Annotated in this window: 16 protein-coding genes; 7 read left to right on the top strand and 9 right to left on the bottom strand. The window is 59.9% G+C overall.

Annotated features, from left to right (window positions below; translation table 11 throughout):
* Positions 1–411: 411 nt before the first annotated feature.
* A complete protein-coding gene (locus tag JFT63_RS25455) occupies positions 412–651 on the bottom strand; it encodes a sulfurtransferase TusA family protein (RefSeq protein WP_057701166.1) in 240 nt (79 codons plus the stop codon).
* Between the two features lie 95 nt (positions 652–746).
* Here JFT63_RS25455 and JFT63_RS25450 point away from each other — a divergent pair, with 95 nt between their 5' ends.
* Entirely contained in the window at positions 747–2180 is a 1434-nt protein-coding gene (locus JFT63_RS25450; protein WP_057701167.1) for a M48 family metalloprotease, read from the top strand.
* 78 nt (positions 2181–2258) lie between these two features.
* Here JFT63_RS25450 and JFT63_RS25445 read toward each other — a convergent pair whose 3' ends face one another.
* The 4 genes from JFT63_RS25445 to rpoE all read right to left on the bottom strand — a co-directional run bounded on the left by JFT63_RS25445 (position 2259) and on the right by rpoE (position 6108).
* Positions 2259–3695 (bottom strand): DegQ family serine endoprotease, encoded by a 1437-nt coding sequence (locus tag JFT63_RS25445; protein ID WP_005786015.1) that lies wholly within the window; start codon positions 3693–3695, stop codon positions 2259–2261.
* Positions 3696–3930: 235 nt separating this feature from the next.
* Positions 3931–4890, bottom strand: a complete 960-nt coding sequence (locus JFT63_RS25440) for a MucB/RseB C-terminal domain-containing protein (RefSeq protein WP_198845011.1) — start codon at positions 4888–4890, stop codon at positions 3931–3933.
* Positions 4891–4906: 16 nt separating this feature from the next.
* Positions 4907–5494 (bottom strand): sigma-E factor negative regulatory protein, encoded by a 588-nt coding sequence (locus JFT63_RS25435; RefSeq protein ID WP_198845010.1) that lies wholly within the window; start codon positions 5492–5494, stop codon positions 4907–4909.
* Positions 5495–5526: 32 nt separating this feature from the next.
* Positions 5527–6108: an RNA polymerase sigma factor RpoE gene (gene rpoE, locus JFT63_RS25430; protein ID WP_003172477.1), complete on the bottom strand. Its 582-nt coding sequence runs from the start codon at positions 6106–6108 to the stop codon at positions 5527–5529.
* 461 nt (positions 6109–6569) lie between these two features.
* Here rpoE and nadB point away from each other — a divergent pair, with 461 nt between their 5' ends.
* Complete coding sequence (gene nadB / locus JFT63_RS25425) at positions 6570–8186, top strand: L-aspartate oxidase (RefSeq protein WP_198845009.1); 1617 nt, start codon at positions 6570–6572, stop codon at positions 8184–8186.
* Here nadB and JFT63_RS25420 read toward each other — a convergent pair.
* Together JFT63_RS25420 and JFT63_RS25415 are read right to left on the bottom strand one after the other, a co-directional pair.
* Complete coding sequence (locus JFT63_RS25420) at positions 8155–8601, bottom strand: protein YgfX (protein ID WP_198707999.1); 447 nt, start codon at positions 8599–8601, stop codon at positions 8155–8157. The genes nadB and JFT63_RS25420 overlap by 32 nt on opposite strands.
* Entirely contained in the window at positions 8585–8839 is a 255-nt protein-coding gene (locus tag JFT63_RS25415) for an FAD assembly factor SdhE (protein ID WP_014717362.1), read from the bottom strand. Before JFT63_RS25415 ends, JFT63_RS25420 begins: the two co-directional genes overlap by 17 nt.
* 139 nt (positions 8840–8978) lie before the next feature.
* On the opposite strand from JFT63_RS25415, the gene ygfZ reads away from it, so the two are divergent.
* Positions 8979–9920, top strand: a complete 942-nt coding sequence (ygfZ, locus tag JFT63_RS25410) for a CAF17-like 4Fe-4S cluster assembly/insertion protein YgfZ (RefSeq protein ID WP_198845008.1) — start codon at positions 8979–8981, stop codon at positions 9918–9920.
* Between the two features lie 35 nt (positions 9921–9955).
* Positions 9956–10777 (top strand): HDOD domain-containing protein, encoded by an 822-nt coding sequence (locus tag JFT63_RS25405; protein WP_057701187.1) that lies wholly within the window; start codon positions 9956–9958, stop codon positions 10775–10777.
* Here JFT63_RS25405 and JFT63_RS25400 read toward each other — a convergent pair whose 3' ends face one another.
* The gene (locus JFT63_RS25400; protein WP_057701188.1) at positions 10778–12163 is read right to left on the bottom strand and encodes a sensor histidine kinase; all 1386 of its coding nucleotides are present in this window, start codon (positions 12161–12163) and stop codon (positions 10778–10780) included. It abuts the gene before it with no gap.
* Positions 12156–12827, bottom strand: a complete 672-nt coding sequence (locus JFT63_RS25395) for a response regulator (protein WP_043046381.1) — start codon at positions 12825–12827, stop codon at positions 12156–12158. Before JFT63_RS25395 ends, JFT63_RS25400 begins: the two co-directional genes overlap by 8 nt.
* Before the next feature lie 247 nt (positions 12828–13074).
* Between JFT63_RS25395 and JFT63_RS25390 the strand changes: the two genes are divergently transcribed.
* From JFT63_RS25390 to JFT63_RS25380, 3 genes are all read left to right on the top strand, one after another.
* Positions 13075–14367, top strand: a complete 1293-nt coding sequence (locus tag JFT63_RS25390) for an OprD family porin (RefSeq protein WP_198845007.1) — start codon at positions 13075–13077, stop codon at positions 14365–14367.
* Between the two features lie 61 nt (positions 14368–14428).
* Complete coding sequence (locus JFT63_RS25385) at positions 14429–15412, top strand: Bug family tripartite tricarboxylate transporter substrate binding protein (RefSeq protein WP_057701191.1); 984 nt, start codon at positions 14429–14431, stop codon at positions 15410–15412.
* Between the two features lie 148 nt (positions 15413–15560).
* Entirely contained in the window at positions 15561–16019 is a 459-nt protein-coding gene (locus JFT63_RS25380; RefSeq protein WP_057701192.1) for a tripartite tricarboxylate transporter TctB family protein, read from the top strand.

Here is a 16019-nt window from a genome sequence, read left to right as displayed (position 1 = left end):
AGATGTGTATAAGAGAACAGCTGGCGGATTACGGGCACACCGAGCCCAAGCGAGGTGCCGAGTGGTGGGGCAAGAGCCCTTTGGTTACTTTGGGGCTTTTCCAAAGTGACCCGCCGTCAGGGCGGAACCCTAAGTGGCCGTTACCGCAGCAATGGATATGTACCCAATCCAACTGTGTCGCCTGTCAGGCCGCCTTCGCAAGCAAGCCCGCTCCCACAGTTTGATCGCAGGGTGTCAGGTAGATAGGTGTCGGCTGTCAGGCCGTCTTCGCAGGCAAGCCAGCTCCCACATTTGGATCGTGGTGGGTCAGGTAGACAAGCATCGGCCGTCAGGTCGTCACGGGAGCAAGCTCCCTCGCCACAGGGTCAGCTTGGTACCGAAGTTGTGTAGATACCTTGCCTCGTAAGGCCCTCAGGCCTTGCGCAACCAATAACGGTACACGCCAGCGGCCTCTTCTTCCTGGACCAGCGTATGGCCCGCCAGCTTGGCAAAAGTGCGGAAATCGCGCTGGGAGCCTGCATCGGTGGCGATCACTTTAAGCACGGCCCCGCTGGCCAATCGATTGAGTTCCAGCTTGGCCTTGAGCAAGGGCAACGGGCAGTTCAGACCGCTAGCATCAAGTTCGGCGTCAAAGGCGACGGCGTCGGTCATAGTGTTACTCCAGGCAAACATTCGGGCCGCTTAGAATATCTGGTCCCAAGCTCAGTGTCCGGCTACAGTAAGCTCTTTGTCGAAAGGCTTTGTGCATGACTTTTTTGCGCCCTACCCTGTTGACGCTGGCCTGCCTGCTGGCCTCCCCGGCTTTCGCTGACGACCTGCCGTCACTTGGTGACGCCAGTTCTGCCATTGTCTCGCCCCAACAGGAATATCAACTGGGTCGCGCCTGGCTGGCCTATTTGCGCGGTCAGGTGTCGCAGCTTAACGACCCGCAACTCAAGGACTACGTAGAAACCAGCGTGTACAAGCTGGTGGAGACCAGCCAGGTCAACGATCGGCGCCTGGAGTTCATCCTGATCAACAGCCCGCAGCTCAACGCCTTTGCGGCACCCGGGGGGATCATTGGGGTGAACGGCGGCTTGTTCCTCAATGCCCAGACCGAAGGTGAATACGCCTCGGTGCTGGCCCACGAACTGGCTCACTTGTCCCAGCGTCACTTCGCCCGAGGCGTGGAAGCGCAATCACGCATGCAACTGCCGATGATGGCCGCCCTGCTTGGCGGCATTATTGCCGCCGCGGCGGGAGCCGGTGATGCAGGTATCGCCGCGATTGCCGGTTCGCAAGCGGCTGCGATCCAGGAGCAGCGCAGGTTCTCCCGACAGAACGAACAAGAGGCCGACCGCATCGGCATCCTCAACCTGGAGAAAGCCGGCTACGACCCGCGGTCGATGCCCACCATGTTCGAGCGCCTGATGCGCCAGTATCGCTTCGATGCCAAGCCACCGGAGTTCCTGTTGACGCACCCGGTGACCGAATCGCGTATCGCCGACACCCGCAACCGCGCCGAACAGGCCAAACCTGGCGGCAAGGAAGACAGCCTGCGCTATCAACTGATTCGCGCACGCGTGCAGTTGAAGTACGAAGACACGCCAGGCCTGGCTGCCAAGCGCTTCCAGGCACAATTGGACGACAATCCCAAAAACGATGTGGCGCGTTATGGCTTGGCCATTGCGCAGATCAAGGGCGTCCAACTCAAGGAAGCGCGTGAAAGCCTGGCACCTCTGCTGGCCAAAGCGCCCAATGACATCACCTACAACCTGGCGCAGATCGAACTGGACATCACCAACAACCGGATGGCGGATGCCCAGCAACGTACTGACCGAATGCTCACCCAGTACCCCAGCAACTACCCGCTGAACCAGGTGCGGGTCGACCTGCTGCTTAAGCAGAACCGTACCGCCGATGCCGAGAAGGCCCTGGACGGCTTGCTCAAGTCACGCCCCGACGATCCGGACGTGTGGTATCAGGTCGCCGAGACGCGAGGCTTGTCCGGCAACATCATCGGCCTGCACCAGGCTCGCGCCGAGTACTTCGCACTGGTGGGGGACTTCCAGCAGGCCATTCAGCAACTGGACTTTGCCAAGCGCCGCGCCGGCAATAACTTCCCACTGTCCTCACGTATCGACGCACGCCAGCGTGAGCTGATCGAACAGGAACGTCTGGTGAAAGGGATGATGAGCTAAACCCTTCACCCACAAAAAAGCCCCGCTGCCGTTAACCGGCAGCGGGGCTTTTTGTTTCTATTGGAGCAGGCTCAACGATTATTCGGCCAACTTGAAGGTGATGAAGCTGGCACGACCTTGACGCAGTACGCGCATCGACACTGAACGGTTCTTCGGCAACGCCTTGGCGATGTCGGTGAACTCCTTGGTGGTGTTGATCGCCTGATTGTTCAGGTGAGTGATCACATCGCCCGGCTGCAGGCCGATCAAGGCGGCTGGGCCGTCCTGGACTTCCTTGATGACCACACCGCTTTGCAGGTCAAACGTCTTCTTCTGCTCGGCGGTCAGTTCAACCACGGCGATGCCCAGGCGGTTACTGCTGCGCTCTGCACCGGGCTTGGCGTTACCGAGGGCATCCAGCGTCGCGCCTTCTTCCGGGATCGCACCAACGGTCAGCTCAACGTTCTGGCGCTTGCCGTCACGAATCACTTCCAGCTTGGCTTTGCCGCCGGCCTTGAGCGCGCCGACCAGATGAGGCAGGTCAGCCGACATCACGATGGGTTGGCCGTTCATGCTCAAAATCACGTCGCCAACTTTCAGGCCGCCTTTGGCTGCTGGGCCATTGTCCTGGATTTGCGCAACCAGGGCACCGGCCGGCTTGTCGAGGCCGAAGGATTCAGCCAGATCTTTGTTCACTTCCTGGATCACTACGCCCAACCAGCCACGGCTGACCTTGCCACCGCTTTTCAACTGATTGGAGACGTCCATGGCCACGTCAATCGGGATCGCGAAAGACACGCCCATGAAACCACCGGAACGGGTATAGATCTGTGAGTTGATGCCCACCACCTCGCCGGCCAGGTTGAACAATGGACCGCCGGAGTTGCCCGGGTTGATCGGCACGTCGGTCTGGATGAACGGTACGTAGTTCTCGTTTGGCAGGCTGCGGCCAATGGCACTGACGATACCCTGGGTGACGGTATGGTCAAAGCCGAATGGCGAACCGATCGCGACAACCCATTGGCCAGCCTTCAAGTCCTGAGACTTGCCCAGTTTGAGAACCGGCAGGTCCTTGCCGTCAATTTTAAGCAAGGCGACGTCGGAACGCGGGTCGGTACCGATCAGCTTGGCCTTGAGCTCACTGCGATCGGCCAGGCGCACGAGGATTTCGTCAGCATCGGCGATCACGTGATTGTTGGTCAGGATATAGCCGTCAGGCGAAATGATGAAGCCCGAACCCAGGGACTGGGCTTCGCGCTGCCCCCCGCCGCCACGAGGGGTGCGCGGCTGCGGCATGCCGCGCTCGAAGAACTCGCGCAGCATGGGCGGCAAGCCTTCCAGGTCGGGCATTTGCTGGTTCGAGACTTTGCGATCCGGCAGTTTCTGGGTGGTACTGATATTGACCACGGCCGGTGAGGCTTGCTCTACCAGTTGGGTGAAGTCAGGCAGCTCGACTGCTTGCGCAGGTAAGGCCTGACCCAGCACCAGCACTGTGGCAACTATGGATAGGTAAGACTTCAAACGTGGTATCGACATACAGCTCCCGTTACGACGAGCAGGGTTGAGCGACAGGGTCCAATAAACGCCGAATGCGACAAACGACATTTTTGTTCCGCGAACAAAACAAGGCCAGAGCCAACAAACCCTGACCTATAAAAAACATGGGAAGTTTTTGCAAGTGAAAATGCTGATCCAGAAGTTTCATACGCTCGCTCCCCAAACAAATCTGGGCACAGATTGAAAGGTCAGGATGAACATAGAATTAACAATCTCACGGCTTGGCAGCGGCCTTTTCACCGCGTACCGACAGCGCGATACGCTCAGCAGTGCCGACCGGAATCTCTCCTACCACGGTAACCATCATCTCTCCGTCAACCGTATTCAAACGCCGAGAAACCGCCACAGTCGGGCCGAGCTGAGCGCGGGTTTCATTCATATCGGCGCCCCTGGCGGACTCAAGAAATACAGAAAACCGTGCGAGCCCATCGTCATACATCAGGCTATCGACGCTCGATTTCGTTTGGGAGTCTTTGCGCGTAGCGCTGCTGATCTGCTGGAAGCCAGGCGGCAGCCAATCCAGATACCACGCCTGGGAGGCAGGCATGTCAGAGGCTTTATCGGTGGAAACAACGAAGGGCGAACATCCGCTGCCTGGCTTTAAGTCGTGCTCAGCAGGAATGACCGAGGTATCCAGGCGAGCGTATTGAAAGCGCTCCAGCAACTGCCCCTGATCATTGAGCAGCAGGGATTTAAGCGGCAGAGCCGTCTCGCGATCCAGATGCAACTCAAAACCGTAGCGGTAGTGATCGCGCGGGCTGATCGACACAATCACTGCGTGACGACCGGCCACGCGAGATTTGCCAATGACGGCCAGTTCATAGAATTGAGTGAGTTTTTTTGGGTCGAAAGCACGCGAAGGCGCATCGGAAGACTTGACCAACCCAGCAATCAGATCGCCACTGACGCATTGCGTCCGGCCATCCAACCGTACCGTTTCCCGGGGCGGGCCATCCAGTTGCAGCAGCCGTTCACGGACATGACCATCCTGAACCCGGTGCCAGATAGCGTGAGTAGAAAAACTGCCATTGCGTTCGTAAACAAACGTACCTTCAAAGCTTTGCTGCTGCTCTGCACGCCCAAGTCGAGTCAGCCAGTCTTGGGCTTCATCGGCATGGGCGGATAGTGCAAACCAGCTACTGAGCAAAAGCGTAAGGAGCGGTATGGCGCGCATAGAGCTCCTTAGCGAATCAGCGGTTTTCCTGACTGGCTGCGCGAGCGTACGGCAGAGCGCTTTCGGTGCCTTTGGCAGCCGATTCCTGAGCGTGCTGACGCAGGTAGCCTGGAAGACGCTGATCTTGCCAGCCGGATTGCCCTTGAAGCACACCGTTGGCCATAGGGCCGGTGGCATCGGAGCTTTCCTTATAGCCTGCCAGTACAGCCGGGCCTTTGACTTGTGGACCCGCCATGACCGGTTGCTGGGTTTGCTGGGCCAGTTCGGCACCGGCAATTTCGTCCTGGTTGTACAGACGAACGCCAGCCAGTACAGCCACAGTCACCGAGGCAGCCACTGCCAGTCGACCCAGGCTACGCCACGGGCCACGAGCAGCCTTGGCCGGAACGGCTTCATCAGCCAGCGCGGCAGAAACGGCCGCAGCAATATCCAGACGAGGGATTAAAAGATCCTTGTGCATCACCGCCCGAGCGACTTGGTAACGAGACCAGGTATCACGGGTTTGGGCGTCATCAAATGCGTTGAGCACTCGACGAAGTTCCAGTTCATCCGCTTCGTTATCCATCACTGCGGACAGCGATTCCTGCAGGGCATCACGACTCATGGCGGTTCCTCTCTTGGCTGTCGCCGCTGTCTTTAGTTTTCCTGCAACAATGGTTGCAAGGCTTTGTCGATGGCTTCCCGGGCCCGGAAAATCCGTGACCTTACAGTCCCCACCGGACATTGCATGACGCTCGCAATGTCTTCGTAACTCAGACCATCGAATTCACGTAAAGTTAACGCCGTACGTAAATCTTCCGGCAGTTGCTGAATGGTTCGATGGACGGTGCCTTCGATCTCGTCGCGCAGCAATGCACGCTCCGGCGACTCGAGATCTTTGAGGCCGTGATCACCATCGTAAAACTCAGCATCTTCTGAACTGACATCACTGTCTGGTGGGCGGCGGCCGCGAGACACCAGATAGTTCTTCGCCGTGTTAATAGCGATACGGTATAGCCACGTATAAAACGCACTGTCACCGCGGAAATTTCCAAGTGCACGGTAAGCCTTGATAAAGGCTTCCTGTGCAACGTCCTGCGCTTCATGGGTGTCGTGCACAAACCGCACGATCAACCCGAGAATTTTGTGCTGGTATTTCAGCACTAGCAGATCAAATGCTCGCTTGTCGCCGCGTTGTACGCGCTCGACCAGCTGCTGATCCTCTTCCTGGGTTAGCATGAACACTCCTCGTTGTACTTGAAGGAGGCTTGCATAACTAAACGATCAGGCTTGCAAACATAGACTCGGGCTTTTCGCAAAAGTTCTCCCCCTTCAAGCAAGTTTCCGGCATGCACTGATTTGGCACACACGAAAAACGCAGCCCGGGCGGGGCCGGCTGCGCGAATAATCTTGTCGCCGGTTTCGTGACGCGTCCAATGCTCCCGACGGGCCAATAAACTCAACGTTTTCCCAGCTTTCGGGCAACCTGCTATTGAGTCGGGGCTCATGCAAAAAGTTCCCGTCCCGCCAACCGGCCGTTTCCCAAAGCTGCGCGGCATAATCTCACAATGCCACGAATGCGTGGCTATTGTGCCGCTCCACCCCTCTATATACTAGTGGCCCGTGTGACCCTTTGATTCGCCGATCCAGGCGTCCTGTTTGCGCCGCTCCTTCGGATCGCTTTTTGCGGAATCCTTCAAATGAGCCAACAGTTTCAACACGATGTGCTGGTGATCGGCAGCGGCGCAGCCGGCTTGAGCCTTGCCCTGACCCTGCCCGCCCACCTGCGCATTGCGGTTTTGAGCAAGGGCGACCTGGCCAACGGCTCGACATTCTGGGCCCAGGGCGGTGTTGCGGCGGTACTGGACGACACCGACACGGTGCAATCGCACGTCGAAGACACCCTCAACGCCGGCGGCGGCCTGTGCAATGAAGACGCCGTACGCTTCACCGTCGAGCACAGCCGCGAAGCCATCCAATGGCTGATCGACCAAGGCGTACCCTTCACCCGCGATGAACATGCCGGCAGCGACGACGGCGGCTTTGAGTTCCACCTGACCCGCGAAGGCGGCCACAGCCATCGCCGCATCATTCACGCCGCCGACGCCACCGGTGCTGCGATTTTCAAGACCCTGCTCGAACAGGCGCGCCAACGGCCCAACATTCAGTTACTGGAGCAACGCGTCGCCGTCGACCTGATCACCGAAAAACGCCTGGGTCTGGACGGCGAGCGCTGCCTTGGCGCCTACGTACTCAATCGCACCAGTGGCGAAGTCGATACCTACGGCGCACGCTTCACTATTCTTGCCTCGGGCGGGGCAGCCAAGGTTTATCTCTATACCAGCAATCCCGACGGCGCCTGCGGTGACGGCATTGCCATGGCCTGGCGCTCGGGCTGCCGGGTGGCCAACCTGGAGTTCAACCAGTTCCACCCTACTTGCCTGTACCACCCGCAAGCCAAGAGCTTCCTGATCACCGAAGCCCTGCGCGGCGAAGGTGCGCACTTGAAGCTGCCCAATGGCGAGCGCTTCATGCAGCGCTTCGATCCACGCGCCGAGTTGGCACCGCGCGACATTGTCGCCCGCGCCATCGACCACGAGATGAAGCGCCTGGGTATCGATTGCGTCTACCTGGACATCAGCCACAAGCCCGAAGCGTTTATCAAGACACACTTTCCGACCGTCTATGAACGCTGCCTGACCTTCAATATCGACATCACCAAAGGTCCGATCCCAGTGGTGCCGGCTGCGCACTATACCTGCGGCGGCGTGATGGTCGACCAGCACGGGCGCACCGACGTGCCCGGCCTCTATGCCATCGGCGAAACCAGTTTTACCGGCCTGCACGGTGCCAACCGCATGGCCAGCAACTCACTGCTTGAATGTTTTGTGTACGCACGCTCGGCAGCGGCGGATATTCTGGAACAACTGCCGCATATCCCGGTTCCGGCCGCCCTGCCCCGCTGGGACGCCAGCCAGGTCACCGATTCGGACGAAGATGTGATCATCGCGCACAACTGGGACGAGTTGCGGCGTTTCATGTGGGACTACGTGGGCATTGTGCGCACCAACAAGCGCCTGCAACGGGCGCAGCACCGGGTACGCTTGCTGTTGGACGAGATTGACGAGTTCTACAGCAACTATAAGGTCAGCCGTGACCTGATCGAGTTGCGCAACCTGGCACAAGTGGCCGAGTTGATGATCCGTTCAGCCATGGAGCGCAAGGAAAGCCGGGGCCTGCATTACACCCTCGATTACCCGCAGATGTTGCCCGAAGCCCGCGACACTATCCTGGTGCCAACCACCTACGGCGGCTGAACTTCAGGCGTACCCGCAGGCGCCGGTGTACATCGGCGGCCTGCGCATCCCTGGGCACACAGACCGAGCGTACTCGTCGCTCACCCTGCACGCGATAACGCAACACCACGACCAACGGCAACGCCAGGCTGTCGGGTCGAAGCTGCACGGCGTGCCAGCCGCGGGCGGCGTTCCATAACTGCCAGCCATCATCATCGCGGCGCAGGCCACGAATCGACGAGCGGTGAGTGAGCAGAACATGGCGCGGTAGCACCCACGCACAGTGGGCCAGGCATAACAGGATGCCGAGGCTTGAATAAGGCAGGCTCACGATCAACAGGCTGCCCAGCGCGAACAGCAGGGCAAGCAGATACGCCGCCAGCAACAGCCGCGAGGCCTGCCAGCGGCATTCAAAGCGATTACTTGGGCTGGACACGATCCAGAATCATCCGGACCATGCGCTGCAGCTCTGGATCTTCAGATTCGGCGCGCTCCATAAACCAGCCGAACATGTCCTGATCTTCACAGGTCAGCAGCCTGACGTAGAGGTCGCGGTCCACCTGATTGAGCGTCGCGTACACCTCTTTGGTGAAAGGCACCAGCAATACATCCAGCTCCAGCATGCCACGACGGCTGTGCCAGTAGAGGCGATTGATTTCTACATCTTCGACCATGGAGCCCTCCTCAAATAGAGCGCAAGTATACAGGCCCGGCGACACCGGAACAGTCGGCTTTGGTCGCCCGCGACGAAACTATGCATTTGCCGGACGCCCCTCTATGATGCACCCATGACTTTTTAACCTGCGATGACCCATGGCTGACTCTGCTTTTTTCTGCCCCCTGTCCCACGAAGGCGTTCTTGCCGTCCGCGGTTCTGATGCTGCCAAATTCCTGCAAGGCCAACTGACCTGCAACCTCAATTACCTGAGTGATACCCAGGCCAGCCTGGGCGCGCGCTGCACGCAAAAAGGCCGGATGCAGTCCAGCTTCCGTATCCTGCTGCAAGGTGACGGCGTACTCCTGGCCATGGCCACGCAGCTGCTTGAACCGCAGTTGGCGGATCTGAAGAAATACGCAGTGTTCTCCAAATCCAAACTCACCGACGAAAGCGCCGCCTGGGCACGCTTCGGTCTGGCGGATGCAGATCAGTGCCTGGCCGCCTTCGGCCTGGCGCTGCCTGCCGAAACCGACAGCGTGGCGCGCACCGACACGCTGATCGCCATTCGCGTGTCCCCCGGCCGTGCCGAGCTCTGGGTCCCCGCCGAACAAGCCGATGCCGTGCGCAGCCAACTGGCCGCACAATTGCCACAGGCTGAGTTGAATGCGTGGTTGCTTGGCCAGATCCGCGCCGGTATCGGCCAGGTGATGGCGCAGACCCGCGAGCTGTTCATCCCACAGATGCTCAACCTGCAAGCCGTGGGCGGCGTGAGTTTCAAGAAAGGTTGCTACACCGGCCAGGAAATCGTCGCGCGTATGCAATACCTGGGCAAACTCAAGCGACGCCTGTATCGACTGAGCCTTGAAGCCACGCAGTTACCCGAGCCAGGCACGCCGCTGTTTTCCCCTGGCCATAACAGCGCGGTTGGCGAGGTGGTGATCGCGGCAAAAGCCGACCAGTCGATTGAACTTCTCGCGGTGCTGCAAGCCGAAGCTGCCGAGAGTGGCGACGTGCGTACAGGCAGCCTGGAAGGCCCCGGCCTGCAACTGCTTGATCTGCCCTACCAACTGGACCGTGATCGCGAGATCCAGCGTTAATCGCCGTACCTTTTTGCAGCACCTAGAGAGCATGAATGAACAAGCTGGCGGAAAAAATCCAACAGGCGTTGGTAACGGCCATCGACAACGATGACCTGGTTCTGCCGACACTGCCGGAGGTGGCCCTGAAAATTCGCCAGGCCGCCGAAGACCCGGAGATCAGCATCAGCCGCTTGAGCAAGGTAATCAGTCGCGACACCGCCTTGTCGGCACGCCTGATCAAAGTGGTCAACAGCCCGCTGTTACGGGCCAGCCAGGAAGTTACCGACCTGCACACGGCCATCACGCGGCTCGGTACCAACTACAGCAGCAACCTGGCCATCGGCCTGGTGATGGAGCAAATTTTTCACGCTCGCTCCGAAGTGGTTGCCCAGAAAATGCGTGACGTGTGGTGCCGTAGCCTGGAAGTCGCCGGCGTCAGCTATGCCTTGTGTCGTCGGCACAGCCACCTCAAGGCCGACCAGGCGGCCCTCGGCGGTTTGGTGCACCAGATTGGCGTGCTACCGATCCTCACCTATGCCGAAGATCACTACGAGCTGCTTTCCGATCCGGTCAGCCTTAACCACGTCATCGAGAGTATTCACCCGTTACTGGGCGACAAACTGCTGAGCGGCTGGGACTTCCCGGAAAAGCTGGCGAAACTGCCAGGCCAATACCTCAACCTGGAACGCGACTGCGCAAAGCTCGACTACGTCGATCTGGTGCAGATCGCCGTGCTCTATTGCCACCACAACACCGACCATCCGCTGGCTAAAGTCGACATTACCAGCGTGCCGGCCATGCAAAGGCTGCAGATTGATCTCTACAGCGAGAAGATGCGCACTGAACTGGATGAAGCACGGTCGATGTTCTACTGATCAACCGGCGATAAAACTCACGCGCACTTTCAAACCGGCCAACTCGCCATCATGCAGACTGATCTGCGCCAGGTGTGCGCGGCAGATTTCCCCGACAATCGCCAGCCCCAAGCCAGACCCCATGCCCTGTTGGCTACGCCGATAAAAGCGCTCGAATACCCGGTCCCGCTCATCCAGCGGGATACCTGGGCCATCATCCTCAACCTCCAGCACCGCCGGTGCGGTCACGCGTAAAATCACATTGCCGCCGGGTGGCGTGTGGGCCATGGCGTTGTCCACCAGGTTGCTCAGCAGCTCATTCAACAGCGTCGGCTCACCACGCAACCACACCGGCTCGTCGGCCTCCAGTGCCAAGGCCACTCCACGTGCGTGAGCCAGCGGCGCCATGGCCATGCCCAGTTCACGCGCCAGTTGGCTGAGGTCGAGCAACTGCGCGCCGCCTTCAGCGATGGCTCGGGCACCGTTTTCGATGCGGGCCAAAGACAACAATTGATTGGCCAGATGGGTCAGGCGGTCGGTGCCCTGGGCAGCGCTTTCCAGGGTGCTGTGCCAGGTGGCCGGCTCCTGGGCACGCAAGCCCAGCTCCAGACGAGCCTTGAGCGCCGCCAGCGGCGTGCGCAACTCGTGGGCAGCATCGGCAATAAACTGCGCCTGGCGCTCGAACTGGCCACGCAGACGTTCGGTGAAGTGGTTGAGGGAGCGTACCAGCGGGCCGAACTCATCCTGAACTTCCACCAGTGGCAGCGGCCGCAGATCATCGGGCTGGCGCTCCTCCACCGCCGTACGCAGGCGTTCGAGCGGGCGCAGCGCAGCGCTCACCGCGAACCACACCAGCAGCAACGCACCGATGGCCAGCATCCCCAGGCGCAGCAATGTGTCGGCCATCAAGCTGCGGGCCATGGCGACGCGCGCTTCGTCGGTCTCCGCGACACGAATCTCGGCCATGCCATTCATGTTCGGCTCGGAAACGGCCTTGAGCAGGCTCACCACACGTACATGCTGACCCTGGTACATGGCGTTGTAGAAGCGCGCCAGGGCTGGGTAATCGTCGGTGCGGGGTGTTCCGGGCGGCGGGCCCGGGAGGTTTTCGTAACCGGAAATCAGCTTCTGATCAATGTCATTGACCTGGTAATAAATGCGACCGGCGCTGTCATAAGCGAAGGTGTCGAGGGCCACATACGGCACATTGGCGCTTAGGGTGCCGTCCACCTGGGTCAAGCCTGCGGCAATGGTGCGCGCCGAGGCCAGCAGCGTGCGGTCGTAGGCGGTGTCGGCGGCTTCGCGCCCGTTCCAATAGGCGCTCATGCCGCTGGCGAGCATCAACAGCACCAGCAACAGCGCCAGGTTCCACAGCAGGCGCCAACGCAGACTGCTGGGCTTATGCATCGCGGGCTTCCAGCAAGTAGCCCAGGCCGCGGAACGTCACGATGGCAATGGGCTGGCCATCGAGCTTCTTGCGCAGGCGGTGTACGTAGATTTCGATGGCGTCGGGGCTGGCTTCCTCGTCCAGGCCGAACACCTGAGAGGCCAGTTGCTCTTTGCTCATCACGCGGCCTGGTCGGGCGATCAAGGCTTCGAGTACCGCTTGCTCACGGGAGGTCAACGTCATCAATTCACCGCCCACCGTGAAGCGTCGTGTGTCCAGGTCGTATACCAACACCCCGCACGCCTGCTGACGTTCCCCACCGAGCACACTGCGACGCAACAGCGCCTTGACCCGCGCCTCCAGCTCCGTCAGCTCGAACGGCTTGGCGAGGTAATCGTCGGCACCCAGGTTGAGGCCGTGCACGCGGTCTTTGACATCACTGCGTGCCGTCAGCATCAACACCGGCAGGTTTTTTCCTCGGGCCCGCAAGCGCGCCAGCACCTCGAAACCATCCATGCGCGGCAGGCCCACATCAAGGATCGCCGCCGCGTATTCCTCGCTGCCCAAGGCCAGGTCCGCGGCCACGCCGTCGTGCAGCACGTCGACGGTCAAACCCATGCCCTTGAGCGCTTGCGCGACGCTTTCGGCCAGTTGCAGATGGTCTTCGACCAGGAGGACACGCATGGATTTCTACCTCATGAGGAGTGGTCGGCGCAGCGTTTTATTGACCCGCCGGCCCGCGAGTTTACAGGCGCAACCTGCCCTGTGAAGCCCGAAAACATTGAAAGACAATTGAAAGGTTAGTGAAAGCTTCGCCCTTTAGCATCCAGCTACGGTGGTTTCTGTACGCCGAGCTGCCTCACCCGTAGCGCCCGAAAAACGCCTCGAAGCGTTTTCGCCAAAAATAAGAACAATAACGGAGTCCATCACGATGCTGTCGACACAGCCCCAGGCTTGCCCGCCCGTTCGTATTTCCCGTTTCACTCACACCGCACTCGCCGGCGCCGCTGCCCTTGCCGGCTTTTCGCCGCTAAGCCAGGCTGCCTTCTTCGAAGACAGTAGCGCGACCCTTGAAACCCGCAACATGTACTTCAACCGCGACTTTCGCGACGGCACCAGTGCGCAGCAGTCCAAACGCGACGAATGGGCCCAGGGTTTCATGCTCAACGTGCAATCGGGCTACACCGACGGCACCGTCGGCTTTGGCGTGGACGCGCTGGGTATGCTCGGCGTCAAGCTCGACTCCAGCCCCGACCGCACCGGCACCGGGCTACTGCCGACCCACGACGACGGCCGCGCCGCCAACGAGTACTCCAAACTGGGCCTGACCGGCAAAGTGAAAATCTCCGCGACTGAGCTGAAGATCGGCGCATTGATGCCCGAATTGCCGATCCTCAAGCCCAACGACGGTCGCATCCTGCCGCAGACCTTCAACGGTGGCTTGATCACCTCCAGGGAATTCAAGAACCTGGTGTTCACCGGCGGCCGCCTGGACAAAGCCAAAGACCGCGACGACACCAATTACGAAGACATCGCGCTCAATAACAAGAACAGCCGCTTCCTCAGCGGCGCCACCGGTAAGCACTTCAACTTCGGTGGCGTCGACTACAAGTTCGCCGACAAAATCACCGGCAGCTATCACTTCGCCCAGCTCGATGACGTATACCGCCAGCACTTCCTCGGCCTGGTCGCTGCGCGCCCGATGGGCCCCGGCACGTTTGCCGCCGACCTGCGCCTGGCCATCAGTGACGACACCGGCAGCGCCCGCGGCGGCACTATCGACAACACATCCCTCAACGGCCTGTTCAGCTATGCCCTCAATGGCCATAAGCTCAGCGCCGGCTACCAGCACATGTCGGGCGACAGCGCCTTTCCGTATGTGGATGGCAGCGACCCGTACCTGGTCAACTTCGTACAGATCAACGACTTTGCCGGCGCCGAAGAACGCTCCTGGCAGGCACGCTACGACTACGACTTTGCCAAGCTGGGGATTCCCGGCCTGAGTTTCATGAGCCGTTACCTGTCGGGTGACAACATCAAGCTCAAGAACGGCCAAACGGGCAAAGAGTGGGAGCGCAACAGCGAGATCAAGTACGTGGTGCAAAGCGGCACATTCAAGGATGTGGCCGTGCGCCTGCGTAACGCGACCTATCGCTCCAACTATTCAGCCCGTGATGCGGATGAAATGCGCTTGCTGGTCAGCTACAGCGTAGCTCTTTGGTAAGTGTGCTTTGGTCAATACGTCCTGGTAGCAGAACCTGATAACAACAACGATGGAGATAACCATGAACCCTTCACTGCGTAAATTTGCCCTCGCCGCCGGCTGCATGTTGTTCGCCGGCCAGTTGCTGGCCGCCGACGAGCCCAAGCGCCCGGAATGTATCGCCCCGGCCTCGCCCGGCGGCGGTTTTGACCTGACCTGCAAACTGGCGCAAAGCGCGCTGGTCAATCAGAAGCTGCTGAGCAAGCCGATGCGTGTGACCTACATGCCCGGCGGCGTGGGCGCAGTGGCCTACAACGCAGTGGTCGCCCAACGGCCTGCGGATGCCGGCACGCTGGTCGCCTGGTCGAGCGGTTCGCTGCTGAACCTGGCCCAGGGCAAGTTCGGTCGTTTCGATGAGAGCGCTGTGCGCTGGCTGGCAGCGGTGGGCACCAGCTACGGTGCCATCGCAGTGAAAAGTGATTCGCCCTACAAGACCCTCGACGATCTCGTAAAAGCCTTGAAGAAAGATCCGGGCAGCGTGGTGATAGGTTCCGGCGGCACCGTCGGCAGCCAGGACTGGATGCAAACCGCGCTGATCGCCAAGGCTGCCGGGATCAACCCGCGTGAGCTGCGCTATGTAGCCCTGGAAGGCGGCGGTGAAATCGCTACCGCCCTGCTCGGTGGTCATATCCAGGTAGGCAGTACCGACATCTCCGACTCCATGCCGCACATCCTCAGCGGTGACATGCGCCTGTTGGCGGTGTTCTCCGAGAAACGCCTGGACGAGCCGGAAATGAAAGACATCCCCACCGCCAAGGAGCAAGGCTACGACATCGTGTGGCCTGTGGTACGCGGTTTCTACCTGGGGCCAAAAGTCAGCGATGCCGACTATGCCTGGTGGAAAGACGCCTTCGACAAGCTGCTGGCCTCCGACGAGTTCGCCAAGCTGCGTGACCAGCGCGAGCTGTTCCCGTTCGCCATGACCGGCCCGGAGCTGGACACCTACGTGAAGAAACAGGTGGCTGACTACAAAGTGCTGGCCAAAGAGTTCGGCCTGATTCAGTAATCGCCTCCTCTTTTGTGTAATGCCCCTGTAGGAGCGAGCTTGCTCGCGAAAAACGCAAGTACACCGTGTGCATCCAGGATGGCCGGCGTCATCGTTGACGTTTTTTGCGAGCAAGCTCCCTCCTACAAGAGGGGCCTTGGAGTTTTCTATGCTCTTACAACGCATTTTCGCTGCCGCGATGCTACTGGCCTGCGTCGGCCTGGCGCTGATGGCCTGGCCGTATCAGGCGGCCTTTTCCTACGAACCGGTAGGGCCTCGGGCCTTCCCCCTGCTGCTGATCGGGCTGATGGCGCTGGCGTTGATCTACATGCTGATTCGCCCGCAACCGACCAAGCACACCGAGGATGAGCCGGCGCTGGACCGCCCGACGCTCATCAAAATTGGGATTTGCGTGGCCTTGCTGCTGGTGTTTGCAGCCACTTTCGAATCCCTGGGTTTCATTCTCAGCAGCATGCTGATCGGTATTCCGATGGCGCGGCTGTACGGCGGCCGCTGGCTGCCCAGCGTAGTGATCATCACCTTGATGAGCATCGGTCTTTATCTGCTGTTCGATAAAACCATGGACGTGCCACTGCCCCTCGGTCTGCTCGACGTTCTGGAGAACTGA

The organism is Pseudomonas sp. MF7453, from assembly GCF_016405455.1.
Lineage (GTDB): Bacteria > Pseudomonadota > Gammaproteobacteria > Pseudomonadales > Pseudomonadaceae > Aquipseudomonas > Aquipseudomonas paralactis.
The sequence above is the reverse complement of the archived record's forward strand: the minus strand, read 5'-3'. Positions and strand labels throughout refer to the sequence as shown.